Genomic DNA, 23,154 nt, shown 5'->3' on the forward strand with positions numbered 1-23,154 from the left:
AGCAGGATGTTGGATGCATACCCCCACACTGTTCGAAAGTTTTTTTATGGCGGGGTTCGAGTGTTCGACCCATCGCCGCCGCGACGGGCGCAGGCTCGACTTGATTGCCGCCACCGGGCATGACCGTTGGGCCGCCAAGGACTACGCGGCGTTGGCGGCGCATGGCCTGCGCACCGCGCGCGATGGCCTACGCTGGCATCTGATCGAACCACGCCCGGGGCATTACGACTGGTCCAGTTTCCTGCCGATGCTGCACGCGGCCAACCGCGTGGGCACGCAGGTGATCTGGGACGTGTGCCATTACGGCTGGCCGGACGATGTGGACATCTGGACGCCGCAGTTCGTCGACCGCTTCGCGCGCTTTGCTGCCGCCGCCGCACAGTGCATCAAGGACGCCTCCGACGCCGTGCCGTTCTACGCGCCGCTTAACGAGATCTCGTTCTGGGCATGGAATGGCGGCGATCACGCCCGCATGCATCCGATGGCGCGCGGGCGTGGTTTCGAGCTCAAGCATCAATTGGTCCGCGCCACCATCGCCGCCATCGACGCGATACGCCAGGTGGATCCGCGCGCCCGCTTCCTGCAGGTGGACCCAGCGATCCATGTGGTGCCATCCAACGACCGGCCCGGCCCGCGCCGCGAAGCCGAACGCCTGCGGCTGGCGCAGTTCGAAGCCTGGGACATGATCTGCGGCAAGCAGTGGCCAGGACTCGGCGGGGCGCCGGAGTATCTGGACATCATCGGCCTCAACTACTACTCGGACAATCAGTGGTATCTGGGCGGCGTGCCGATCCTGCGCGACTCGCCCGACCACCGCCCGTTCTCGACCATCATGCTGGAGTTCTGGCAGCGCTATCGCCGTCCGATGATCGTCTCCGAAACCGGTGCCGAAGCCGATCAACGCGCCCCCTGGCTCGATCATGTCGGCAGCGAGGTTGCGCTGGCCCTGCAGCACGGCGTGGCGATGGAAGGTGTCTGTCTGTATCCGGTGCTGGACTACCCCGGTTGGGACAACGACCGACATTGCCCCACCGGCGTGCTCGGCTATGCGGACGAGCACGGCGAACGACCGCTGCACCAAGGCCTGGCCGACCAACTGCGCCGCGAGCACGCGCGTTTCGGTCTGCGCGCACCGCAGTTCGCGCTGGCCGATATCGCCCCGTGAGTACGTCCGCCCACTCCACCTTGCTGCCGGACACGCCGGCGCGTTTTCTCTGGCACTACGTGGGCCGACGGCCGTGGCATTTCAGTGGCTTGCTGCTCCTGATCGTGGGCGCGGCCGGCTGCGCGGTGTCGGTGCAATACGGCATGAAAATGCTGGTGGACGCGATGGCCACCGATCAACGCAGCCAGGCAAACGTGTGGCTGCCGCTGGGCCTGTTCATCAGCCTGATCGCGGTGGAAAACCTGCTGTGGCGCCTGGGCGGCTGGCTGGGCTGCCGCACCGTGGTGGCCAGCGTGGTGGACATCCGCGTGGATTTGTTCCGCCATCTCACCGGCCACCCGATGCGCTACTTCACCGAGCATTTTGCCGGTGCGCTGGGCAACCGCATCACCGCGCTCGGCAGCGCCGCCGGGCAGATCTTCGGTGGACTGGCGTGGAAGATCGTGCCGCCCATCGTGGATTTCGTCGGCGCCATCGTGCTGCTGTTGACGGTGGATTGGCGCATGGCCGCCACGCTGGTCGGCTTCATTGCGATCGTGGCGGCCATCATCACCAGCTTCGGCATTCGCGGCCGCGCCAAGCATCAGCGCTTTGCCGCGCAGGCCGCCCGGGTGGGTGGCGAGCTGGTGGATGCGGTTTCCAACGTGTGGACGATCAAGGCGTTTGCCGCGCGCGATCGCGAAAGCGCGCGGCTGGCCGAACAGATCGGTCACGAGGCCGTGGCGCATCGGCGCAGCTGGATGTACGTGGAAAAGGCGCGGGTGATTCACGACATCTGCCTGTCGCTGATGGCCGGCGGCATGCTGATCTGGGCCATCGGCATGTGGCGCTCCGGAGCGGTGAGTGCAGGCGATGTGGTGTTGGTCAGTGCGCTGACCTTCCGCATCCTGCATGGCTCGCGCGATCTGGCGCTGACCTTGGTGGACACCACCCAGCAACTGGGCGCCATTGCCGACACCTTGCAGATCATTCTGCAACCGCACGCCATCGTCGATGCGGACGTGCCGCTGGCCTCGGCCGAAGGCGATGTGCGTTTCGAACAGGTGCGTTTTGCCTATCCCGAGCGCGCCGCGGTGCTGGAAGGATTGAATCTGCATATTCCGGCCGGCCAGAAAGTGGGCATCGTGGGGCCCTCCGGTGCCGGCAAATCCACCTTGATTGCCCTGATCCAGCGCCTGGACGATGTGGAATCCGGACGCGTGCTGATCGACGGGCAGGACATCCGCGGGGTCAGCCAGGACAGCCTGCGCGAAAAAATTGCGGTGGTGCCGCAGGAAACTGCGTTATTCAATCGCAGCATCGCCGACAACATCCGCTACGGACGTCCCGATGCCAGCGATGCCGAGGTGCACGACGCGGCGCGGCATGCATTCTGCGATGGCTTCATCCGGCAATTGCCCGAAGGCTACGACACCCAGGTGGGCGAGCGCGGGGTGATGTTATCGGGCGGACAGCGGCAACGGCTGGGGATTGCCCGCGCCTTTCTCAAGGATGCGCCGATCCTGATTCTGGACGAGGCCACCTCGGCACTGGACACCGAATCGGAAGCGGAGATCCAGGCCGCACTGGATCACCTGATGCGCGACCGCACCGTGTTGGCGGTCGCCCATCGCCTGTCCACGGTGATTGGCTTCGATCGCATCGTGGTGCTGCAGGACGGCCGTGTGGTCGAAGATGGCAGCCCTGCGGAACTGCGCGGCCGCGGTGGCGTGTTCGACAGTTTGTGGCAGCGCCAGGCTGCCGGATTCGAGACGGCACCGGAAGCACCGTGAGGCGGCTGCGCCCAGAAGCGCTGCTTGCCTTGCGTCATGCGCGGCGATGCAGGCGCAGCCAGCGGCTGGCCCAGTGCGACGAGCATGGCATGAGATGTACTTTCCGGCCTGGCAGCAACCACGTTTGCGATCGCTGGCGCGCAAAAAAAACAGGCAGCGTCTGGCTGCCTGTTCCACTTCCTGCGCAACGCCTCAATGCGGTGGCCGATAGTCGCGCAGCCTGGTCGTCACGTTGCCGACCTCTTGCACTGCGCGTTTGAGGTCGTTTTCGGACATCCCCAGTTCGCGCGCCCAGTACTGCAACTCCCATTCCTCGCTGATGCTTACATTGTGCATGTCAATGGGTTGACGATTTGCATCCCGTGGTTCGCCCATGGCGATCTCCCATGTAGGACAGCTGGTGAGCCGGCTGCGACGCCGGCGCTTCGCACGGTTTGCCGGCTGCCGCATCGACGCGTTGTCTGGCGAGCTGTGGTCAGTGGGGCTGGCCCTGCTTGGCGCGCAGCGCCTTGGCGTGTTCCAGATGCTCGGCGATGGTGTCGCGTGCGCGCTGCAACTCTTTACCCAGGTCGCTGGAGCCCGGCTCGCTGCTGAGCTGTGTGTCCAGCAGGGCCAACGCCTGCTCGTGGCTGTCCACACTGGCTTGCAGATACTGCGATTCGAACTGTTGCCCGTGCAAGTCCTGCAGGCGCTTGCGCACGCCCTCGGCGCCCGCGGTGGCGGCCTGGGCCAACGTGCCATTGCGATCCGGCGCAAATCGGCTGAGGTCCGTCAACGCAGCGCTGTGGGCTTCGTCCATCTTGCGTGCGAAGGCCAGCACCTCGCCTTCCACACCCTTGACCACCGCCAGTTGCGCAAGCGTGCGTTCGTTCTCGTTGAACACTGCCAGCGCGCCAAGCGCCTGCTTGCGGTCGCGGGCATCGCCCACGCTATCGCGCAACGGGTCGCCGTGAGGCGGCGTGCTACCGACCACCGTGGCTACGTTGCTCTGTAGATCCTGCGGATCGCTCGTGTGCCCCTGCCGGCGCTGCCAGGCCTTGTACGCCACATAGCCCACCGCGCCGGCGGTCACCATCTTGAAAAGTCCCATCGCTGTCTCCTGTTGAGCGCGATCTTTCATCGCGTCTGGCGGTCGTTGATTGTTGGGTTCGCAGGGACGGCGAAGGCGGCATGCCTGCGTCCCAGCGCGTCATATGAGCCTGCGAGCGCGGGGGTTATCCAGACGTGACCTGCGCATCAACGCCGCGTCGGCGATCGGGCGCGTCCACACCGCGCCCACGCAGTGTGCTGACAGGTTTAACACCGCTGCACGAACACTGCAGTGTGCCGCCGCGTCTAAATGCCCACAGGAGACAGACATGCTTGCCCTCAACTACCACGGTTCACGCGATGTGCGAGTGGAAACCGTGCCCGATCCACTCTTGGTCGAACGCGACGACCTGATCCTGCGCGTCACTGCCACCGCCATTTGCGGCTCTGACCTGCATCTGTATCGCGGCAAGATTCCCGACCTACGCCCCGGCGACATTCTCGGCCACGAATTCATGGGCATCGTGGAAGAGGTGGGCCCGGATGTCACGGCGGTCAAGCCGGGCGACCGGGTCGTGATTCCGTTCGTGGTCGCCTGCGGGCGGTGTTTCCACTGCGTGCTGCAGGAATTTTCCGCGTGCGAAACCACCAATACCGGCAAGGGCGCGGCGCTCAATCACAAGGACATGCGCCCGCCCGCCGCGCTGTTCGGCTTCAGCCATTTGTATGGCGGATTGTCCGGCGGCCAGGCCGAATACGTGCGCGTGCCCAAGGCCAATGTCGGCCCGCTGGTGGTGCCCGATGCCTTGCACGATGAGCAGGTGCTGTTCCTGTCCGACATCCTGCCGACCGGGTATCAAGCCGTCGTCGATGCAGGCGTCAAACAAGGCTCGACCGTTGCCATCTTCGGCGCCGGCCCGGTCGGCCTGATGGCCGCGGCGTGCTGCCGCATGCTGGGCGCAGAGCGCATTTTCATGGTCGACCGGCACGCATACCGGCTCGATTTTGCGTCCAGGACCTATGGCGTGATTCCGATCAATTTCGACGAGGTCGACGACCCGGCCGATGTGATCGTCTCGCAGACCGATGGCCGGGGCGTCGATGCCAGCATCGAGGCGGTCGGCTTCGAGTCCGAAGGCAGCGCCATCGAAACCGCACTGACCAACCTGAAACTGGAAGGCAGCAGCGGCGTGGCGATCCGCCAGTGCATCGCCGCAACCCGTCGCTGCGGTGTGGTGAGCGTGCCCGGCGTGTATGCCGGCTTCATCCATGCCTTCATGTTTGGCGATGCGTTCGACAAGGGCCTGACCTTCAAGATGGGCCAGACGCATGTGCAAAAGCATATGCCGCATCTGCTGGAATGCATCGGCAATGGTCAGCTCAAGCCAAGCTCGATCATTTCGCATCGCATGCCGCTGGCTGACGCGGCGCGTGGCTACGAACTCTTCGACAAGAAGCAGGACGATTGCCGCAAGGTGGTGCTCACGCCGTAAAAGCGTGAGTGGGATCTACGCAGACGGCGCGATCTTCGACCGCGCCGTCTGCATGTTGTATAGCTGTTGAGTGTTGGCAACAGACTCAGTCCAGCGGCTTGGCCGGCACGAACGGGGACACCGGGTCGCTGGCCGGGAAGGTCTCTTCCACCGCTTCGTCCTGCAGCGCGTCCTGCTTTTTCTTGTCGTGCTGCGTTTGGTCGTGCGGCGCTTGATCGCGCTGTTCGGCGTGGTCGTTTGCAGAGGAAATCTGGTTGGATGTGCTCATGTGTTTTCCTACGACGTGATGCGAGCCACTACGCTACGGTGCGCTGCGTTGGCACAGGTGAAAAGCGTCTTCGCACATCAACGACAAAGGCAACGGATGTGCTGCACTGTGCATGCCGGGCCATGCAGTGCATTAGGTGCGGTCTCGCATTCCTTCCCATGCGGCGCAACCATGGTCCCTCTCGATCACGCGCGGCGCCCGGGCGCGACCTGTGCTTGCGCAGATGAAGTCAGGCAGCGCTGTGGCGACCAGCAGTGTCGCCGAACGCGGCATCCGGCACCCACGCAGTTGCACCTGCACAGCCGCCATGCGACGACGCGCCTTGGGTTCACATCCGCACGCGTCCAGGGTGTATGGTGCATAGGCGGCCGGAATCCGGTATCGCCCTCATTTCATCTGGCCCTTTCCATCGACAATCTCTGCGAACGCTGCGACGCCGTCTGCTGCCGGCTCACCGTCATGGTCGATCCATCCGACCGTATCCCACACCATCTCACCAGCGTGACGCCGCAAGGCTGGCATGTGATGGCGCGCGACGAGGAAGGCTGGTGCGTGGCCATCGACGCTGCGCGCATGTGTTGCTCGATTTACGAGACGCGACCGGCGATCTGCCGGCGTTTCGTCATGTCCGGCCCGTATTGCCGCGACGTACGTGCCACCTACGACGATCAACGCCGCCGGGGCATTCCCTTGACGCTGTACAACGCATGAGGATTTGCGATGCATCATTCCCGCCGCCAGTCGATGACCGTCAGTAACCAGCCGGGCAAGCCGCGGTTGTCCGAACAGCGGTTGGCCGCCGATCTGCAGGCATTTCAGCAATCCGGCGGCGCAATCGAGCGCCTGGGCGATACACCGCTACGTCGCGAAAAAAAGCGCGGCACGCCAGAGGCTGCGCCAGCCGCCGCAGTCACACCGGCCGTCGCAGCCGAGGCCGAGTAAGACAGCAACGGATGCCTCGCGGGCGCCTACGCGCATCCGTCCGCCATTACCGACGCGATGCGACGTAGTCGGCCATCAGCTTCAACCACGCGATCAGGGCAGCTGCAACTCTGGGCCGCACTGCAGAAGCTGCTTGGGCAGTCAGCGCACGCGGACTCAGTGCTCAACAGATCAGGCACCGCGCGCAGGCGTCGCCGCCCGCACGGACATGGGCAGTTACAGCAGTTGCGCGCGCTTGGTCGCGCCAAGCCCTTGTGCCAGTGAGGCCATTTCGTTGGCCAAGGCGACCATGTTGCCGCCGGCCTGCGCCGCGATGCCCATGATGCGCTGGTAGGCGTCCCAGAAGTCGGGCCCATTGCCATAGGCATCGTGGAACCCTTGCAGCTCCAAGACCAGCAGATCGGACACTTGCATGTCGGAGCGGTCCATTGTGTTACCTCGATGGGGATTCCCCGGCCCGCAGCTTATACCCGTTCACCTTACAAAATCGAGTCAGCCGGATGGCCGGAGGCCTGGACCTGAATTGGTTAGAAAGCCTGGCGGATACTGCATGTCGGGCGTCTGGTTGGGGCTGCTTGCTGCCTCCTGAGTGCGCCGGTGGCTGGCAGCGCCGCAGGTCAGGCCGTCCGCCATACCCGGGCCTGCCGCCCGCCTCGGACCGGCTGAATGCCAGCACGCAAGCTTCCGGCAGCGTGCTCGCTGCTGCCGCCTGACGCGCCGACCGGCATGCGTTCCCGTGTAAAATGCCCGGTTTTTGACCGGAAGAATGGCGAAAGTTGCTCCACGGGCGCCCTTGTCGGGCCCGGCGTTCATTCGCCTGCTTGCTCGCCTCAGCGACGCGCACATCGCCCAGTCCAACCACGCGCTGGCCGACCGGCTGAGCCAGTGGATCGACTGGACGCGCGCGGTTGCCGTGTCCAAGGCGCTGGACGGCAAGCTGCCCGACACCGACGACCTGCCCGAACCGCGCCCGCTCGATGCGGAGGCTTGCGCACGCGTGCGCACCGGTCTTGCTGCCAGCAGCGTGACCGAGTTGGACGCGCTGGTTGTGCGCGTGCGTGCCGAGGCGCGCAACGCCGCGCTCGCAGACGCACCCGTCGCCGCGCCGGATTTCGCACCATTCCGGCAGCACTACTTGGCCATGCAACGCGCCATGCGTACCGCCACCGGCGATCTGCGCGGGCGCCTGCGCGACCTGCTCGCATTGGCCTCCACCGACATGGCGCGGTTGGCCGAAGTGGATGCGGTGATGGAGCTCACCCTGAGCCCGCGCGAGCAGAGCCTGTTGAACACCGTGCCGAGCCTGCTCGGCGCACATTTCGAACGCCTGCGCGATGCTGCACAGGCGCAGCACCGGCCGACCGATGACGATGCCGCGCCACGCGCGGTGCCCGATGGCTGGCTGGATGTCTTCCGCAAGGACATGCAGAGCGTGTTGCTCGCCGAACTGGATGTTCGTTTTCACCCGATCGAAGGCCTGCTTGCAGCGCTTCGTACCCGCTAACTGGGACGTCATGTTCAGAACTCTCGTACACGTGTGTGTGTTTCTCGTCGGCCTGCTGGCGGTTTGCTGGGTCGGCATCGGTTATCTCGGCTCCAACCCGCTCGGCGCCTGTGTCGCGGCGGTGATCGGTGCCTGCTATGTGGCCGGCGCGCTGGAGTTGTATCGCTACCGCCAGGCCACGGCGACGCTGGAAGCGGCAGTCGATGGGCTGGCCACGGCGCCTTCTGCCCTGGGCGATTGGCTACAAACTGTTCATCCTGGCCTGCGTAATGCGGTGCGCCTGCGTATCAAGGGCGAGCGCGTGGCGTTGCCGGCCCCGGTGCTGACGCCGTATCTGGTCGGCTTGCTGGTGTTGCTCGGCATGCTCGGCACCTTGCTCGGCATGATGGCCACGCTCAAGGGCACCGGCTTTGCATTGCAGAGCGCCACCGACCTGCAGGCCATTCGCGGCTCGCTCGCAGCACCGGTGGAAGGCCTGGCGTTCGCGTTCGGTACCTCCATCGCCGGTGTGGCGACATCGGCCATGCTGGGGTTGTTGTCGGCGCTGTGCCGGCGCGAGCGCCTGCAGGTGGTGCAACGGCTGGACCTGAAGATCGCTGCCGAACTGCACACGCATTCGGACGCGCACCGACGTGGCGAAGCATTCAAGCTGCAGCAGCAGCAAAGCGCCTTGATGCCAGCCTTGATCGACCAGCTGCAGACGCTGGTGCACAGCATCCAACAGCACAGCATGGCTGCCGAGCAGCGCCTGGCCGCCCAGCAAGCCGATTTCCAGGCCAAAAGCGAAGCGGCGTATGCGCGGCTGGCCACGGCCATGGAGCACGCGCTGCAAGCCGGTGTCGCCGAAAGCGCACGGGCGGTCGGTGCGGCATTGCAGCCGGCGATGGAAGCCACCATGGCCAGCATCGCACGCGATACCGCCGCATTGCAGGAACACGTCACGCAAGCCGTGCAGCAACAGCTGGACGGCATTACTCATGGCTTCCAGACCAGTGCCAGCACCACGGCGCAGCACTGGAGCACGGCATTGGCGGCGCAGGAACGCGCGCAGCAGACCCACAACGCGCAGTTGCAGACCGCGCTGGAACAGATTGCCGCGCACAGCGTAGCCGTGCAGGACAGCGTGAGCAGCGCCGTGCAGCAGCAGTTGCACGGCGTCAGTGCAGCCATCGAGCAGAACGCGCGCACGGCGACCGAGCACTGGCAGGCGGCACTGGCTGCGCAGGAACGCACCCAGGCCACGTTGGCCGAACAGTTGCAGGGCACACTGGAACAGATCGACCAGCGCAGCGTTGCCGTGCAGGACAGCGTCACCCAGGCCGTGCAGCAGCAATTGAGCGCACTCAACGATGGCTTTGCCAGCACCACCGCGGCCAGCGCCGCCAGCTGGGCGGCCGTGCTTGCCGAACAGCAGCGTGCCACCGAAACGCACAGCGCGCAGTTGCACACCACCCTCGAACAACTGACGCAGCAGACCAGTGCCCTGCACGAAGGCGTGCAGCAGGCCGTGCAGCAGCAGCTGGACGGGTTGAGCAGCGGCTTCGAAGCCAGCACCGCCACGGCAGCGGCCACCTGGACGGCTGCGGTGGCCGAGCAGCAGCGCGCCAATCACACGCTCACCCAGGAGTTGCAGAACACGCTCACGCAATTTGCCAGCACCTTCGAGACACGCTCCGCCGCGTTGGTGGATGCGGTCTCGCAACGCATGCAGCAATCCAGCACCGACGCTGCCAATGCGTGGCGCGATGCACTGGCTCAGCAGCAACACGCCAGCGCCACATTGTCCAGCCAGCACCACAGCGCACTTGCCGCCGCCACCGCCAGTTTCGAGGCGCAGGCGGCGGCCCTGGTCGGCACCTTGCAGCAATCGCACACCGACCTGCAGGCGGCACTGGAAGCGCGCGACACCCAGCGCCTGGCGCTGTGGAGCGAGCGCTTCGGCGCGATGAGCACGGCCCTGACCGCACAATGGGAACAGACCGGCGAACGCGTCGCCCGGCAACAGCAGGCCATTTGCGACACCCTGGCCAGCACCGCCAGCGAGCTGTCCACGCAGGCGCAGGCGCAGGCCAGCGCGACGATCAGCGAAGTGTCGCGCCTGATGCAGATCGCCTCCGAAGCGCCCAAGGCCGCGGCCGATGTCGTGGCCGAGCTGCGCCAGTCGCTGTCCGAGAGCATGGTGCGCGACACCGCCATGCTGGAAGAACGCAGCAAGCTGCTTGCCACCCTGGACACCTTGCTCAACGCAGTCAATCACGCCTCCACCGAACAACGCGAAGCGGTGGATGCCTTGGTGACCACCTCGGCCGACCTGCTGCAGCGCGTGGGCAGCCAGCTCACCGAACAGATCGGCAGCGAAACCGGCAAGCTGGGCGCAGTGGCCGCGCATGTCAGCGGCAGCGCAGTGGAAGTGGCCAGCCTGGGCGAAGCGTTCGGCATGGCGGTGCAGTTGTTCAGCGGCGCCACCAGCGAGCTCAATGAGCGCCTGCAGCACATTGCCACGGCACTCGATGCCTCGCTGGCACGCAGCGACGACCAACTTGCTTACTACGTGGCACAGGCGCGCGAAGTGGTCGACCTCAGCATGCTCTCGCAGAAGCAGATCATCGAAGAACTGCGCCAGCTCGATCGCGGGCGTGGCGAACCCGGCCAAGCAGAAACGGCATGAGCGACGAGATCGAAAGCGACGGCGAGCTGGGCACGCCCATCTGGGCGGCATTCGGCGACCTGATGTCGGTGTTGCTGGGCGCGTTCGTGCTGATCCTGGTCGGCGTGATCGGCGTGCAGTTGCAACTGTCCAGCCGCCTGGACGCGGAGGTCAAACAACGCCAGGCCGAAGCGCAACGTCGGCAGACGCTGGAACAGGCACTGGCCGCACCGTTGGCTGCCGGCCGCGTGACCCTGGTCGATGGCCGTATCGGCATTCGCGGCAATGTGCTGTTTGCGTTCAACTCCGACGAACTGCAGCCGGAAGGACGCGAGGTGTTGAAGTCGCTGGCCACGCCATTGACGCACTACCTGCGCGCGCGCGACGAGATCCTGATGGTCAGCGGATTTACCGACGACCGCCCGGTGCTGGGCGGCAATCGCCGCTACGCCGACAACTGGGAACTGTCCGCACAACGCGCACTCACGGTGACCCGTGCCTTGATCGCCGAAGGCGTGCCGGCGTCATCGGTGTTCGCCGCCGCATTCGGCTCGCAGCAACCGGTGGATTCCAACGCCGACGAAGCCCGCCGCGCGAAGAACCGCCGCGTGGAGATCGCGCCGATCGCGCGTCCGTCGTCGCACGCAGGCGCATCGGCGCCGCCCGCAGCAACCGCCGCACCGCGATGAGCAAGCCGGCACTGCCCGCACGCGCGCAACTGGAGCGCTGGCGCAGCCAGGGCGCCGATCGGTTGGATCCGGTGCGCTTCCATCTGATGGAAGCGTTGGCAGCGCGTGCCGATGCGCAGGCCGATGCGGTGCGTGAGGTGCTGGAACACAAGCTCGGCGCGATGGTCGATGGCTATGCGACAGCGCTGCAGCAGACAGCGCGTCGCCGTGCCGGGAGCCGGGCAGTGCCTTCCCCGACGCCGGCGTCGCCGCAGCCCAGCGCCTTGGGTGCGCTCACTGCGCAGATGGCCGGGCATGCGGCGCTGATGGAAGTGGACAGCCGCAAGACTGCCAGCGCAGATGCCATGCTGTTTCCGGAGCTGCCGGCGCTGGACGACTTTCGTCGCACCTGGACCACCGTGCGCACCGCCAGCCAGGTGCGGCAGTCGCTGCAGGATGCGCCCAAGGACGCCGGCCCGCTCAACTCCAGCGTGCTGGTGCATCGCTGCATCACGCTGATGCGCGAGCGCTCGCCGGGCTATCTGCAGCACTTTCTCGGCTATGTGGATGCGTTGTCATGGCTGGAGCAGCTGCACACCGGCGGCGCCTTGGCCAACGAGGAGGCTGCGCCGGCGACGCCGGGCAAGAAACGCAGCAAGAGTCCGTCGAAGCGACGCAGTTAGATCCTCGATCGGTCCGGATCTACGTCGGGCCGACTGACGCAGGCTCCGATCTCGGAGATGCAGCCCATCACCGCGTGTGGCAGGTCACCCGCCGTGAGCATGAGGTCACTGCACGCCTCTGGCTGCGAACCGCGCTGCACTTGCTCACGCGGCAGCGGCAGCTGCATGCAAGCGCACAACGATGTCCAGCAAGCACTCGCCGGCGCGTTGCAGTCACTCACTGCAGTCACGCCCGAGCGCGAAGCGTATTCAACTGGAACGTGGCGGCCGTCGGTAACGCTGGCATCCACCACATTGGCGCATGCGCCGATCGCCGCTTCGGCTGTCGTGGAGCATCGCTCAAAACCGCAATTGCGCACCTACCGTCCAACTCCGCGGCGCACCGGGATACACCCATTGCTCGCTGTACGAAAACGCCGCGTAACGGCGGTCGGTGAGGTTTTCCACCTTGGCATACAGGCGTAGCCTCTGGCTCAGATCGTAATGGCCAACCGCTCGCCACACGGTATAAGCCGGCAACACGAAATCGGTGTTGCTATCCACCGAGCCCAGCCGCTCGCCGGTATGCAAGACGCCCACACCCAGCGCCGCGCTTCGTTTGCCGGTCAGCGGCTGCTCGTAGTTCAGGAACGCGTTACCGCTCAAACGCGGCACATTCGGAAACCGCCGGCCTTCAGCCAGCCCCGTACTGGCGGCAGCAGCACTGCTGCGCGTCACCTGCGAATCGGTATAGGCCAGGCCCACCGACGCGGCCAGGTGCGGGCTCAACCTGCCCAGCAGATCCAGCTCCACGCCCTGGCTGCGCATCTGGCCCACCGGCAGCGAAAAACTGGTGTCGGCCGGGTCCAGGCTCAACACGTTTTTCTTGTCGATGCGGAATGCGGCCACGGTGGCTTCCAGGCCATCGCCGGGCTGCACGTATTTCAAGCCGGTCTCCAGCGAGCGGCTTTTCTCAGGTGCAAAGCTTTGCCCGTTGGCGCCCACACCGCTGTTGGGGCGAAAACCCGCCGCCGCACTGGCGTACAGCGACAGCGCATCGTCGACATGGAAGGTCATGCCTGCACGCGGGCTCGCCACGCCGTCGGATGACCGCTGCGTGGTGCCGCGCAAGTGGTTGTCCAGGCCTTGCCGATAGTGGTCGTAGCGCAGGCCAAGCAAGGCCTTCCAGCGCGCGCCCAGGTCGATCTGGTCCTGCGCGTACACACCCCACACCTGCTGGCGTTCGTCGGTATCGGTGATGGTGGACAGCCGTCCTGGCTGTGCCAGGCCATAACGCGGCGCCAGCACATCGATGCTGTAGGGCGTGGCCGCGGAACGGGCGCGCTGCTGAAAGCGGCTGTCGTCGAAGCGATTGCCATCGATGCCGAACAACACATTGTGCGTGACCCTGCCGGCCTGAAGACTGCCAAGCACTTCTGCACGCGCTGCGATATCGCGGCCCTGGTAGTCGCGGTAGCGGCGTTCGCGGCGCAAGCTGCGCTGGTCGGCCTGCAGCGTCCAGGGCTCGGTGGAAAATCCGCGCATGCCACTGTCGCGGTAAGTCGCCCCACCCTGCACCGACCAGGTCTGATCCAGGCCGTGCACCACGAACAGCTGGTGCCCGGTGGAATGCAGGTCGATATCGCCATCGTGCGGCTCGCCCAGAAAGCGCGAGGCCGGCAGCCGGTTGGCATCGCCACCGATGGCCGTCACGCCACGATCGAAGGGCGTGTGGAGGCGCACCGCTTCCAGCTCATACGACACCGTCGTATCGGGCGTCGGCATCCACAACAGCGACGGCGCCAGCAAGGTGCTGTCGCTGGCGACGGTATCGCGAAAGCTGTGTTGATCCTTGTGCATCACATTCAAACGGTACGCCACGTTCTCGCTCAGCGGGCCGGTGCTATCGATGGCCGCGCGATAGCTGTCGAAGCGGCCTGCCGATACATCCACGCTGTGCTGCGGCTGAAACAGCGGCTTTTTGGTGACGATGTTGACGGCCCCGCCCGGCTCGCCGCGCCCGTACAACGCCGACGCCGGCCCCTTGATCACCTCGATGCTTTGCGTAGTGGCCGCATCGCGCAGGCCGTTGTAACCGCGGCTGGCATTGAAGCCGTTGACCATGTAATCCGAACTGAAATTCGGGTCGCCGGTGAAGCCGCGCATCGAATAGCTATCCCATAGCCCGCCCAGGTTGTTGGCCTTGGTGATGCCGCTGGCCAGCTCCAGTGCGCCAGCCAGATCGGTGACGCCTGCATCTTCGAGCAAGGTCCGGTCGAGTACCCGCGCACTGATCGGCAGGTCACGCAGCGGCGCATCGGTCTTGGTGGCACCGGTAATGCTCAGCGCGCGGTACGGCGTGTACTGGCTGCGCACCTGCACCGCATCCAGGTCGCGCGCCTGCGACTGCGACTGCGCAGCCTGCGCGCAGGCAGTGCCGCAGGTGCAGGCCAGCAGGCTGAGCAAGGGCAGCGCGCGCAGCGTGCGGTGGCGCGGGAACACGGGCATCGGGCAGAACTCCTGAAGCGCCCCGGCGCAGTGCATCCGGGGCGCAAGTAAAAGACGCAAGGAAAAGGTGATACGCAGATACCGCTATGAAGTGGGGCCGGCCGTTGTTTCGAAGCGTGGCGCTCGCCCGAAATCGTCGCGCGTGAACGGCCGGTCGCGGAACAGATAGCCGTAGTAGAACGTGCGCAGCGCCCGGTGATAAGCGCGAATGCGATCCTGATAGGCCAGCTGTGCCTGCAGATCGGTGTCGGCCAGGCGCGTCAGCGCCGCCTGCAGCGCAACCGGGGGCAGCACGCTGGCCACGCGTTGCGCCAACGCTTGGCGACGCTGCAGCCCCTGGCGATACGCTGCCACCTGCGGCGCTACCTGCTGGTCGCCATTTTCATGAAATGCGAAGTACCACTTGTAGTGGAACGCCGTGGTCAGCGGCGCCGAGTCGGCCCATTGCCGATTGCGCGCGTAGAACGCCTGCATGGTGTCCTGGCGCGGAATGTCCCAGGCATGGTTGACCGCCTCGCGCTGCAACCGCGCAATCTCGGTACCCTGGTTGACCGGCACCGCCTGATTGATTGCCACGTGCGCCAGCGCCGGCGCCACCAACGCCAGCACAACCCAGCAGGTGGCCAACGCCGTGGCATGCGCGGCAGGCCGCCACTGGAGGCGCCCGACCAGCACCGACAGCAGCACCCAGAACAACAGGTACGCACCGCCCAGTGCCAGCACCGCCAGTTGCTGCAACCACGGCACCGCATTGAACGTGGCGAACATGACGAACGGCACGCTCAGGCACACAAACACCGCCGCTGCACGCACCACCACGCGCCGTACCAGCAGCGCAGCGCCCGCACCGGGCAGTGCGGCAAGCATGCGTGCACGCCCCGCTTCACGCTCGCCCGAACGCAGATCGAACAGCAGCGCGATCACGAACAGCGGCAGCAGGAATACCAGCACGAACGCGTAGTCGAAGCGGCCAGCCAATGCGAGCTCGGGGTTGTAGCTGTCCCCGTCATGGATCTGCGCTTCCAGCCCCAGCGCGCGCACGCGCAAGATATACGGCGAGACATCGCGCATGCCGACCGCCGCAAACGCCAGCGGCGATGGCGGGTCCCAGGTGGGGTGGAAGCTGTAATAAGCCGCGCTGCCGGCATCGTTGGAACGCGCCACATAGTCTTCTACCGCCGCGCTGTCTTCGCGCTGCAGCGCTGCAATCCTGGCGATGTTGTCGCGCTGCGTCGCCATCACATGTTGCCCGGACAGCAGGCTGCACACGGTGAGCAGCGCAAGCAACAGCAATCCGGCGAGCGCCGCACGCGCGCGTAGCAGCAACAGCAGTTCGTATTTCCACAGCACCATCAGCGCGCCACTCCCACACCTCGCCCGGCTGCCACCAGCATGCACAGCGCAGCAAGCAGCCAGGCCCCGATCAGGCCGAACGCCGCACCTGCCGTGCCGATCACCTCGGTCGCCGGCGCCGGCTGGAACGCAAACACCGGAATCTCATGCCAGTGCTCGGACGAAATCCGCTTGCGCCGATCGGCGCCTGCATCCTGGGCGGTGTCGTCGGCCATGCTGACCGCGTCGGCCTGCAGTTGGTTGAGCTGCTGCACCAGCGTGTAGCGGTAGTGCTCTGCCTGGGCCAGGAACCGCAGATGCGCGCGCAGGTCGGTTTCTGCCAGCGTCATCGACACCTCGCGCAGCGCCACCGTCGGGCTGAGCAAGGAAAACGCACGCACCAGCAGGTTCTGTTGCTGCTGGATGGATGCATCGCGGCCCGCATACCGCTCGAACAGGCTTGCGCTCAGCCGCTCGCCTTCCAGTGCCAGCAAGCCCTTGTAGTTCACCGGCAGGTCTTCCACGCGCTGCACGCCGTAATGGGCCAGCGTCTGCTGCTTGAATTGCGCAAAGTGCGGGTCGTCCGGATTGTGGCTGTCGCCGAGCGTGCGCAGGTCGCGCTGGATCGCCACATCGGTTTCCAACCGCGTCGGCAGGCGGTACGCGGCATTGGCCGCGTCCGGCGCCACGCGCGGTACTAGCAGGGCCAGCCACACCCATACCGCCAGCGACACCAATAGCGCATCGCGGCCGCGCCGGCACCGCATCGACACCGCCAGCACCAGCGCACACCACACCAACAGATACGCGCCATAGGCCAGCACCAGCAGCGCAACCAGCGGCGCTTGCCCTGGCAACAACGCGATCGGTGCCAGGCCGATCAAGGCCGGCAGCAGGCAGGCGCCGGCCACCGTCGCCAGCGCCAGATACTTGCCGCCAAGCAACTGCCGGCGCGTGGCGCCCTGCAACAACAGCGCGCGCAAGGTGCCGGTTTCCTGCTCGCGCGCCACTGCGCCATAGCCCAGGAAGACCAACATCAGCGGCGCCAGCACCTGCAGCACGAAGGCGGGCGTGAGCTGACCGAAACGCACCAGCAACGAGCTCTGACGCACATCGCCGAAATTGGCAGTGTTCTGGCGATGGCCTTCCAGAAACATGCTGTTGCCGGTGAACGCATCCACGCCGGAATCGAATGCAGCCAGTGCCGGCAACGGGCGATAGATGAAATGGCCGTAGTGCACCACGCGGTGCGGATGCCGGTCCGGCTGCGCTTGGAACGCCTGCTGCGCTGCCTGTTGCTGCCGCGTGCGGAAATCGGCCACTTCGCGCTGGTGGTGCGCAGCGGTCAACGCCGCCACCAGGGTGAGCAACATCAGCAGCACCACACCGATGGCAGCGGACCGGTTGCGCGCCATATAGCGCAGTTCTTCGCGTGCGACCAGCAACACCGGGCTCATACGTGCAGCCTCACGCAGCGCGATCCTGCGGGCGCGCGAAACGCGCATGCAGGGTGCGCACGTCGAAGCCGCTGTCGCCGGCACCGATCTCTTCGGCAATCCGGCCGTTTTCCAGAAACCCGATGCGGTCGGCCACATCCACCGCACCGAGCAGATCGTGGGTGACCATCAGCACCGCGGCGCCGCGTTCTCGCACGCTGCCGACCAGGCGATTGAAGTCGGCGATGGCGCGCGGATCCAGCCCGGAGGTGGGCTCGTCCAGCAGCAGCACCGGCACCTCGCGCAATGTGGCCACGGCAATGGCCACCTTCTGCCGCATGCCCTTGGAGAACCCTGCCAGCCGTTGCGCCCAGGCATCGCGCTGCAGGCCAGCGGCCGCAAATGCCTCGCCAATGGCGGCCTGGCTGCGACGCTGGCCGGCCAGGGCAAGCAGATAGTCGGCATTTTCCAATGCGCTCAGATGCTCGTAGAGCGCCACGTTTTCCGGCAGATAGGCCAAGCGCGCGCGCGCCTTGCCGGGGTCGGCGACCGGGTCCACGGCGTCCACGCGCAGGCTGCCGGAGACGGGTTTGACGAAGCCCAGCAACGTGGACAGCGTGGACGACTTGCCGGCGCCATTGCCGCCCAGCAAGGCGTAGACGCTGCCGGGCGCGACGCCGAGGTTCAGCCCCTGCAGCACCGCGCGGCCACGGTAGGCCACGTACAGGTTGGAGATTGAAATCGCGTGGGTCATTGAAGAATTGAAGGGCGTGGACACAGACATATCAGGAAGTGATACGTTATCACATTGCTTGCACCGCCAAAATCCGCCCGCCGTCGCGGGCAGGAGCCCGGCCGGCACTAATAACCGCCGCGCCGCGCATCGCGCCTGCGGCCAGCGCCTTGCGGCGTGAGCATCCAGCCAGGCGCCTGCGCCGACACGGCTGACCCGCACGAGCAGACACCGTCGCCCACCACTCGAGACCCTCACACCCCAATGACCTTCGAAACGCGCAGCTGTCATTCGCCCGATGCTTTCCATGACTTCGACCGCCACGCTCCCGCTGACGCCAAGGCCTGCAACACCGCGCGCAGCACCCGACGCCTCGCCAACGGGCTGGCCATCGCATTGTTCGCTGCCGCACAGCTCAACGCGCAGACCATCGATACCAGCGCCCCGTTGCCGCCGGTCCGCGCATGGCACGGTGCCAGCGAAGCATTGATCGTGGCACCGGACGATCCGTGGATGACGCCGGCCGAGCGTAGCGACTTTGTCAGCACGCCCAGCTACGCGCAAACGCGTGCGTGGCTGCAACGGCTGGTTGCTGCTTCGCCGCTGCTGTCGCTGGAGGTGTTCGGCAAGACCGGCGAAGGACGCGATCTGCTGCTGGTACGCGCGCGCAAGGGCAAGCCCGGCAAACCGGTCGTGCTGGCACAGGCCGGCATCCATGGCGGCGAGATCGATGGCAAGGACGCCGGCCTGATGCTGCTGCGCGATATTGCACAACGCGGCAAGGACGATCTGCTGGACGAGGTCGATTTCGTATTCGTGCCCATCCTCAACAGCGATGGGCACGAACAACGCGGCCCGCTCATCGGCGCCGCATTGCGCGGCCCGCAGCAGATGGGCTGGAATACCACCACGCGCGGCATCAACCTCAATCGCGACTATCTCAACCTAGAAGCGCCGGAGACGCGCGCGATCGTCAGGCTGCTGCACACGCTCGACCCCGCCTTGTATATCGACCTGCATGTCAGCGGTGGGCTCGATCATCAGTACGACATCACCTTCACCTTCGCCGGCTGGGGCACCTACGCGCGCTCGCGCGCCACGGCCGGTTGGCTGCAGCAGCGCTTCACGCCAGCCGTCGACGCCGCACTGCGCCGCCAGGGTCATGAACCTGCGATCTATCCCAGCCTGATCGACGAAGACGCGCCGCGCTCGGGCTTGCGCTATTCGCCCGAAGGCCCGCGTTATTCCACCGGCTATGGCGACTTCGCCGGCATCCCCACCGTGCTGGTGGAAAACCACCGCCTGAAGTCATACCGGCAACGCGTGCTCGGCGATTACGTGCTGCTGGAAGAAGCCCTGCGCGTGGTCGGCCGCGATGCACACGCCATCGATGCCGCCAAGCGTGCCGATCGCGCGGCGCGCCCGCAGGAATTGATGGTGGCGTGGGAACGCCTGCCGCAGCCGATCGACCATATTCCGTTCAAGGGCGTGACCTACACCCGCGCCCTGTCGCCGGTGTCCGGCCGGCCGGAATTGCGCTGGGAAGGCCGCGACGAAACCTGGACGATGCCGGTGATCGGCTACCGGCAGACGCAGGCGGTGCAGTACCCGGTGGCGTGGTGGATTCCGCCCGGCAACGACGATGTGCTCGCCTTGCTCGATGCGCATGGCATCGGCTACGACCGTCTGCAACAGCCGGCCCGGCGCGCGGTGCAGCAGATACGCATCAGCAAGACCGGCAGCGATCAGGTTCCGCACACCCACGACGTCGAAGAAGTCTTTCCCGCCGGCAGCGTCCGCGTGCCGGCCGATCAACCGATGCGCATGCTGGCCGCCGCCTTGCTGGAACCGCGCAGCAGCGATTCGTTGCTGGCCAGCGGACGTTTCCGCCATGCCGGCAGCCCCGACAGCGGGCTGTATGCCACCGAGCTGGTTGAATTCAGCGAACGCATGTTGCGCAGCGATGCCGCGTTACGCAGCGCGTTCGAGCAAAAACTGGCCAACGATGCGGCGTTCCGCGCCGATGGCGATGCGCGCCTGCAGTGGGTCTATGCACGTTCGCCCTATGCAGCGATCAGCGGCTGGCGGTATCCGGTGCGGCGCGAAGTGAGGCAATAGCGCCGCGCATCCCTGTGGCGCTCACCGCGGTGCGGGCGCCATCACTGGCGCATGCTCGGCCATCAGCGCAATCACCCAATCGATGAACACACGCAGCTTGGCGCTGACATGGCGGTTGGGTGGGAAGGCGATCGACAGCGGCATCGCTTCCAGCTGCCAGTCCTGAAAGATCGCCACCAGTTCGCCGCTGGCGACATGCGCGTTGGCCATATACACCGGCAGCCACAGCACACCCATGCCGGCCAGGCCGGCGGCCAGATAGGCATTGCCATCGTCGGCGGCCACCACGTGGCGGCCATGCACGCGCACCGCCTCGTCGCCGCGTTGCATCACATATGGCACGGTTGTGCTGCTGCCCCAGCGCATGAAGCCGACGCAACGATGCCGTGTATTTTCCAGCTCGGTTGGATGCGTCGGGGTACCCAGCCGCTGCAGGTAATCGGGCGCTGCGTACACGCCGGCCTGCAGGTCGCCCACGTGACGCGCGATCAGCGACTGGTCGGTGATGGTGCCGCCGCGTATCACGCAATCGACGTTTTCGCCGATCAGATCCACGCGGCGGTCGCTCACGCCCATGTCCAGCTGGATCTCCGGATAACGCGCATGGAATGCCGGCAACGCCGGCATCAGGATCAGCCGCGCCAATGGGCTGGGCACGTCCACGCGCAGGCGCCCGCGTGGCAAGCTGGCTGCAACCGACAGGCTGGTTTCGGCATCGTCCAGGTCTGCCAGCAGGCGCAGCACGCGCTCGTAATAGGCCGCGCCATCGGCAGTGACCTGCACCCGGCGCGTCGTGCGATTGAGCAGCTTCACCCGCAGGCGCGCTTCCAGTTGCTGCACCAGCTGGGTCACGCTGGCGCGGCTCATGTCCAGGTGTTCGGCCGCCTTGGTGAAACTGCCGGTCTCGACCACGCGCGCAAACGCCTGCATTGCATCGAATCGATCCACCACTGCTCCCGCGGCCAAGATTGTTTGGATTCTACAAACAGTGTTGGTCGATGCTGCCGATTTATCGCAACTGCAGACCCGCCTAACGTGTGCCTTCGTTCTGATGCACTTCGATGGAGAGCCACATGGCCACACGCGACGTCGTTTTCCCGCAGGGGCGCCACGCCCTGTACGAGCGCCACCATTACTCGCCGGCGGTACGCGCCGATGACCTGCTGTTTGTCGCCGGCCAGGTCGGCAGCCGCGAGGACGGCTCGCCCGAGCCCGAGCTGGACGCGGAAATTGCCCGCGCCTTCGTCAACCTGGATGCCGTCCTTGCCGCGGCCGGCTGCACCTCGCAGGATGTAGTCGACGTCACCTTGTTCATGGTCAACCCCGAGGTGGTGTTCGAGGCAATGTGGGACAAGTGGGTCAGCTACTGGGGCCCGGCCCCCTACCCCACCGTCACCGCGGTCGGCGTGACCTGGCTGGCCGGCTTCCAGTTCGAGATCAAGGTGGTGGTCAAGCTGCCGGCGAAGGCTGCATAACACCTCCCATTGCCTGCGCGGCAGTCATCGCGCGCCATCCCGCCTGCAGCAGATCTGCACCTGCGCAACGCAACCAGCGCACGCGGGCGCGTCTCGCATTCGATCGGCCACGCCTGGCTCGCCAGCGCGTGGCGTTGCCTGTGTCCACGCCGCGCAACGTGCCCATCGCACCCCTGTCAGATCTCCAAACATCAGCGAAGAAGATCGCCGAGAGCATCAGCCTCATCAACGGCATCGCCTCCAGACCGAATGCCAAGCGCTTGGCTACACGCCGAAACAAGATCTGGGCGACCGCACGCTGCTCGGGCCCAAGTCACCAACAAGCAACATTCGTATGCGATAGCTGTAGCGCTCGCCATGCCGCGAGCCCTCTGTTCCCCTGGCGCGTTGTCCAACGTCGATGTGCTGACGCATCGCGGCGGCGGCTTCGTGCGTCCGATGATTTCAAGGAGATTGACTTCCATGCGCTTGAAGACCTTTTTCGTCGTTGTGCTTCTCACCACCTTCAGCGCCGCCGCACAGGCGCAGGTGGTAACCCTCAACAAGGGCGGCTATACGCTGACGTACGACTGCACCAACCGCACCGCACTGCGCTACGAATACGTGCTGCAGGCCGACACGGGCTCGGCTGCACGCCCGTCCAGCTTCAATCTGGATACCGAATTGCCCAGCGGCTGTGCCGGCCAGACCTCCACGGCCTCGTATGCCAGCGTGCGTTCCGGCTATGACCGCGGCCATCTGGTGACCTCCAACCACATGGACTACAACGCGACCTACATCCGCCGCGCCAACCTCATGAGCAACATCGTGCCGCAGGTGGCCAGCTTCAATCAGGGCATCTGGGTACAGGCAGAGAACGTGGCCGAGTGCTATCGCGACATCGCCAGCGTGCAGGTTTACGGTGGCGTGATCTACAGCGACACCAGCAACGATTACTTCCTCAGCAGCCACGGCATCCGCACGCCGGATTTCTTCTGGAAGACCATCATCACCGCCAACCCGGGCGGCGGTTCGCGCGCCATCAGCTGGCTGATTCCCAATAGCGCCAACCTGGGTGCGTTGGACAGCTATATCGTCAGCATCGACGAACTCGAAGACCTCTACGGCGCCAGCACCATCGGCATCAGCGCACCGGCGGCTGTCAAAGCCATGCTGCCGTCCACCACCTGGCCGCAGCCGAGCAATTGCGATCTGGGTTGAGTCGCGCTGCATCCACGGCATGTCGCCCAGCCCGGCCTGTGCCGGGTTGGGTCACGGCACGGCGGGCACTGGCTGCGTGGCGCCGCGCCGCCTGCGTGACAGCCTGCGCGCGGCTCGACATCTCCATCGCAGAGCCGGCGTGCCGGTGGAATGGACTGCGGTCCCGCGGGCGCCAGCCATGTGTCAGGTGTGTCAGCGCTGC

21 protein-coding genes are annotated in these 23,154 nt (G+C 65.8%); 12 read left to right on the forward strand and 9 right to left on the reverse strand.

Translation table 11 applies throughout. The features are described 5' to 3' along the window. Positions 1–13: 13 nt before the first annotated feature. Together J7396_RS17970 and J7396_RS17975 are read left to right on the forward strand one after the other, a co-directional pair. A complete protein-coding gene (locus J7396_RS17970) occupies positions 14–1,165 on the forward strand; it encodes a beta-glucosidase (protein WP_071117782.1) in 1,152 nt (383 codons plus the stop codon). Beyond that, entirely contained in the window at positions 1,162–2,937 is a 1,776-nt protein-coding gene (locus J7396_RS17975; RefSeq protein WP_033479363.1) for an ABC transporter ATP-binding protein, read from the forward strand. The genes J7396_RS17970 and J7396_RS17975 overlap by 4 nt, the downstream gene beginning before the upstream one ends. A gap of 192 nt (positions 2,938–3,129) precedes the next feature. Here J7396_RS17975 and J7396_RS17980 read toward each other — a convergent pair whose 3' ends face one another. Together J7396_RS17980 and J7396_RS17985 are read right to left on the reverse strand one after the other, a co-directional pair. Continuing rightward, a complete protein-coding gene (locus J7396_RS17980; RefSeq protein ID WP_014091168.1) occupies positions 3,130–3,312 on the reverse strand; it encodes a DUF3606 domain-containing protein in 183 nt (60 codons plus the stop codon). A 100-nt stretch (positions 3,313–3,412) separates the two neighbouring features. Continuing rightward, positions 3,413–4,027, reverse strand: a complete 615-nt coding sequence (locus J7396_RS17985) for a DUF4142 domain-containing protein (RefSeq protein ID WP_014091169.1) — start codon at positions 4,025–4,027, stop codon at positions 3,413–3,415. 268 nt (positions 4,028–4,295) lie between these two features. On the opposite strand from J7396_RS17985, the gene J7396_RS17990 reads away from it, so the two are divergent. Then, complete coding sequence (locus J7396_RS17990; protein ID WP_127167226.1) at positions 4,296–5,459, forward strand: zinc-dependent alcohol dehydrogenase; 1,164 nt, start codon at positions 4,296–4,298, stop codon at positions 5,457–5,459. A gap of 85 nt (positions 5,460–5,544) precedes the next feature. On the opposite strand, the gene J7396_RS17995 is transcribed toward J7396_RS17990, so the two are convergent. Next, the gene (locus J7396_RS17995) at positions 5,545–5,727 is read right to left on the reverse strand and encodes a hypothetical protein (RefSeq protein WP_008577683.1); all 183 of its coding nucleotides are present in this window, start codon (positions 5,725–5,727) and stop codon (positions 5,545–5,547) included. Positions 5,728–6,087: 360 nt separating this feature from the next. Here J7396_RS17995 and J7396_RS18000 point away from each other — a divergent pair, with 360 nt between their 5' ends. Together J7396_RS18000 and J7396_RS18005 are read left to right on the forward strand one after the other, a co-directional pair. Next, a complete protein-coding gene (locus J7396_RS18000) occupies positions 6,088–6,438 on the forward strand; it encodes a YkgJ family cysteine cluster protein (protein ID WP_005911307.1) in 351 nt (116 codons plus the stop codon). Between the two features lie 9 nt (positions 6,439–6,447). Beyond that, entirely contained in the window at positions 6,448–6,669 is a 222-nt protein-coding gene (locus J7396_RS18005) for a hypothetical protein (protein WP_014091171.1), read from the forward strand. 216 nt (positions 6,670–6,885) lie between these two features. On the opposite strand, the gene J7396_RS18010 is transcribed toward J7396_RS18005, so the two are convergent. Beyond that, entirely contained in the window at positions 6,886–7,098 is a 213-nt protein-coding gene (locus J7396_RS18010) for a hypothetical protein (protein WP_008577678.1), read from the reverse strand. A 325-nt stretch (positions 7,099–7,423) separates the two neighbouring features. Between J7396_RS18010 and J7396_RS18015 the strand changes: the two genes are divergently transcribed. The 4 genes from J7396_RS18015 to J7396_RS18030 are packed head-to-tail and all read left to right on the forward strand — an operon-like array spanning position 7,424 to position 12,171. After that, entirely contained in the window at positions 7,424–8,173 is a 750-nt protein-coding gene (locus tag J7396_RS18015; protein WP_014091172.1) for a DUF3348 domain-containing protein, read from the forward strand. Between the two features lie 10 nt (positions 8,174–8,183). After that, positions 8,184–10,841 carry a DUF802 domain-containing protein gene (locus tag J7396_RS18020; protein ID WP_209261830.1) on the forward strand — a complete coding sequence of 886 codons (2,658 nt, stop codon included), beginning with the start codon at positions 8,184–8,186 and terminating at the stop codon, positions 10,839–10,841. Next, positions 10,838–11,509 carry an OmpA family protein gene (locus J7396_RS18025; RefSeq protein ID WP_029820397.1) on the forward strand — a complete coding sequence of 224 codons (672 nt, stop codon included), beginning with the start codon at positions 10,838–10,840 and terminating at the stop codon, positions 11,507–11,509. Before J7396_RS18020 ends, J7396_RS18025 begins: the two co-directional genes overlap by 4 nt. After that, positions 11,506–12,171, forward strand: a complete 666-nt coding sequence (locus J7396_RS18030; RefSeq protein WP_014091175.1) for a DUF2894 domain-containing protein — start codon at positions 11,506–11,508, stop codon at positions 12,169–12,171. The genes J7396_RS18025 and J7396_RS18030 overlap by 4 nt, the downstream gene beginning before the upstream one ends. Positions 12,172–12,510: 339 nt before the next feature. Here J7396_RS18030 and J7396_RS18035 read toward each other — a convergent pair whose 3' ends face one another. The 4 genes from J7396_RS18035 to J7396_RS18050 all read right to left on the reverse strand — a co-directional run bounded on the left by J7396_RS18035 (position 12,511) and on the right by J7396_RS18050 (position 18,180). Next, positions 12,511–14,658, reverse strand: coding sequence for a TonB-dependent siderophore receptor (locus J7396_RS18035; protein WP_209261831.1), 2,148 nt, complete (start codon positions 14,656–14,658; stop codon positions 12,511–12,513). A gap of 84 nt (positions 14,659–14,742) precedes the next feature. Continuing rightward, a complete protein-coding gene (locus tag J7396_RS18040; protein WP_209261832.1) occupies positions 14,743–16,011 on the reverse strand; it encodes a DUF3526 domain-containing protein in 1,269 nt (422 codons plus the stop codon). Next, positions 16,011–17,447, reverse strand: coding sequence for a DUF3526 domain-containing protein (locus J7396_RS18045; RefSeq protein ID WP_033479371.1), 1,437 nt, complete (start codon positions 17,445–17,447; stop codon positions 16,011–16,013). The genes J7396_RS18040 and J7396_RS18045 overlap by 1 nt, the downstream gene beginning before the upstream one ends. A 10-nt stretch (positions 17,448–17,457) precedes the next feature. Next, positions 17,458–18,180, reverse strand: coding sequence for an ATP-binding cassette domain-containing protein (locus J7396_RS18050; protein WP_014091179.1), 723 nt, complete (start codon positions 18,178–18,180; stop codon positions 17,458–17,460). 243 nt (positions 18,181–18,423) lie between these two features. Here J7396_RS18050 and J7396_RS18055 point away from each other — a divergent pair, with 243 nt between their 5' ends. Beyond that, entirely contained in the window at positions 18,424–20,277 is a 1,854-nt protein-coding gene (locus J7396_RS18055; protein ID WP_209261833.1) for a M14 family metallopeptidase, read from the forward strand. A 21-nt stretch (positions 20,278–20,298) separates the two neighbouring features. On the opposite strand, the gene J7396_RS18060 is transcribed toward J7396_RS18055, so the two are convergent. Continuing rightward, complete coding sequence (locus J7396_RS18060) at positions 20,299–21,243, reverse strand: LysR family transcriptional regulator (RefSeq protein WP_057680877.1); 945 nt, start codon at positions 21,241–21,243, stop codon at positions 20,299–20,301. Positions 21,244–21,350: 107 nt separating this feature from the next. On the opposite strand from J7396_RS18060, the gene J7396_RS18065 reads away from it, so the two are divergent. Both J7396_RS18065 and J7396_RS18070 read left to right on the forward strand, forming a co-directional pair. Beyond that, the gene (locus tag J7396_RS18065) at positions 21,351–21,752 is read left to right on the forward strand and encodes a Rid family hydrolase (protein ID WP_011348740.1); all 402 of its coding nucleotides are present in this window, start codon (positions 21,351–21,353) and stop codon (positions 21,750–21,752) included. A gap of 462 nt (positions 21,753–22,214) precedes the next feature. Then, the gene (locus tag J7396_RS18070) at positions 22,215–22,952 is read left to right on the forward strand and encodes a DNA/RNA non-specific endonuclease (protein ID WP_057680876.1); all 738 of its coding nucleotides are present in this window, start codon (positions 22,215–22,217) and stop codon (positions 22,950–22,952) included. The last annotated feature ends 202 nt before the right edge of the window (positions 22,953–23,154 follow it).

The organism is Xanthomonas sp. A1809, assembly GCF_017746015.1.
GTDB classification, from domain to species: domain Bacteria; phylum Pseudomonadota; class Gammaproteobacteria; order Xanthomonadales; family Xanthomonadaceae; genus Xanthomonas; species Xanthomonas euvesicatoria.

Bases quoted from the DNA above. Each gene is read 5' to 3' on its own strand.
- J7396_RS17970 (WP_071117782.1), top strand. From the start codon at position 14: ATGCATACCCCCACACTGTTCGAAAGTTTTTTTATGGCGGGGTTCGAG.
- J7396_RS18070 (WP_057680876.1), top strand. From the start codon at position 22,215: ATGCGCTTGAAGACCTTTTTCGTCGTTGTGCTTCTCACCACCTTCAGC.
- J7396_RS17990 (WP_127167226.1), top strand. From the start codon at position 4,296: ATGCTTGCCCTCAACTACCACGGTTCACGCGATGTGCGAGTGGAAACC.
- J7396_RS18065 (WP_011348740.1), top strand. From the start codon at position 21,351: ATGGCCACACGCGACGTCGTTTTCCCGCAGGGGCGCCACGCCCTGTAC.
- J7396_RS18040 (WP_209261832.1), bottom strand. From the start codon at position 16,011: ATGGTGCTGTGGAAATACGAACTGCTGTTGCTGCTACGCGCGCGTGCG.
- J7396_RS18050 (WP_014091179.1), bottom strand. From the start codon at position 18,180: ATGACCCACGCGATTTCAATCTCCAACCTGTACGTGGCCTACCGTGGC.
- J7396_RS18025 (WP_029820397.1), top strand. From the start codon at position 10,838: ATGAGCGACGAGATCGAAAGCGACGGCGAGCTGGGCACGCCCATCTGG.
- J7396_RS17985 (WP_014091169.1), bottom strand. From the start codon at position 4,027: ATGGGACTTTTCAAGATGGTGACCGCCGGCGCGGTGGGCTATGTGGCG.
- J7396_RS17980 (WP_014091168.1), bottom strand. From the start codon at position 3,312: ATGGGCGAACCACGGGATGCAAATCGTCAACCCATTGACATGCACAAT.
- J7396_RS18055 (WP_209261833.1), top strand. From the start codon at position 18,424: ATGACCTTCGAAACGCGCAGCTGTCATTCGCCCGATGCTTTCCATGAC.
- J7396_RS17995 (WP_008577683.1), bottom strand. From the start codon at position 5,727: ATGAGCACATCCAACCAGATTTCCTCTGCAAACGACCACGCCGAACAG.
- J7396_RS18030 (WP_014091175.1), top strand. From the start codon at position 11,506: ATGAGCAAGCCGGCACTGCCCGCACGCGCGCAACTGGAGCGCTGGCGC.
- J7396_RS18045 (WP_033479371.1), bottom strand. From the start codon at position 17,447: ATGAGCCCGGTGTTGCTGGTCGCACGCGAAGAACTGCGCTATATGGCG.
- J7396_RS18020 (WP_209261830.1), top strand. From the start codon at position 8,184: ATGTTCAGAACTCTCGTACACGTGTGTGTGTTTCTCGTCGGCCTGCTG.
- J7396_RS18010 (WP_008577678.1), bottom strand. From the start codon at position 7,098: ATGGACCGCTCCGACATGCAAGTGTCCGATCTGCTGGTCTTGGAGCTG.
- J7396_RS18035 (WP_209261831.1), bottom strand. From the start codon at position 14,658: ATGCCCGTGTTCCCGCGCCACCGCACGCTGCGCGCGCTGCCCTTGCTC.
- J7396_RS18005 (WP_014091171.1), top strand. From the start codon at position 6,448: ATGCATCATTCCCGCCGCCAGTCGATGACCGTCAGTAACCAGCCGGGC.